The organism is Acidiphilium sp. JA12-A1 (assembly GCF_000724705.2).
Taxonomy (GTDB): domain Bacteria; phylum Pseudomonadota; class Alphaproteobacteria; order Acetobacterales; family Acetobacteraceae; genus Acidiphilium; species Acidiphilium multivorum.
Map to the genome: position 1 here is coordinate 1 of NZ_JFHO01000216.1, position 664 is coordinate 664.

Genomic DNA, 664 nt, shown 5'->3' on the forward strand with positions numbered 1-664 from the left:
ACCGGCAGTGCGGGCCGCAATCGGGGCAGGCGACCGGCTCGGCGTGGAAGCGGCGGTTCAGCGGGTCGGCGTATTCGGCGCGGCAGGCGGGGCAGAGCGGGAAGCCGGCCATCGCGGTGTTGGCGCGGTCGTAGGGCAGACGGCGGATCAGGCTGTAGCGCGGGCCGCACTGGGTGCAGTTGATGAACGGGTAGCCGGCGCGGCGGTCGGACCGGTCGGCGAGTTCGCGCAGGCAGTCGGGACAGGGGGCGAGATCGGGCGGGAACGCGGGACGCGCGCCTTCGGTGGCGGCGCTGTCGCGGATGGAAAATCCGGGTTCGACCGCCTCGGCCACCGGGGTGACGCCGAGCAGGCCGGGCCGGGCGGTGGGCGGCGCCTCGGCCAGCAGGGCGGCGGTGAAGCGGTCGAGGATCGCGGGGTCGGCGGCGGCGAGGATTTCCACCGTGCCGAGCCCGTTGCGGACCCAGCCGGAAACGCCGTGGCGCCGGGCGAGGCGGTAGACGAAGGGGCGGAACCCGACCCCCTGCACCCGCCCGCCGAGTTCGATCCGCAAGGCCGGCATCGGGACCGGGTCAGTGCGCCCGGACACCCGCCTGCCACCAGATGTGGCAGGCGCCTTCGTCCGAGACCATGCAGGGACCGACCGGGTGGCGCGGCGTGCAGG

General features: G+C 75.2%; 2 protein-coding genes. Both read right to left on the reverse strand.

What is annotated here, in order from left to right; genetic code table 11:
- Window positions 1-562, reverse strand: a 562-nt coding sequence (locus tag RT91_RS19360) for an acylphosphatase (protein WP_160321869.1), incomplete at its 3' end; no start/stop codon positions are given.
- 10 nt (window positions 563-572) lie between these two features.
- On the reverse strand, window positions 573-664 hold a 92-nt coding region (locus RT91_RS23095; RefSeq protein ID WP_152982891.1), incomplete at its 5' end, for a hypothetical protein.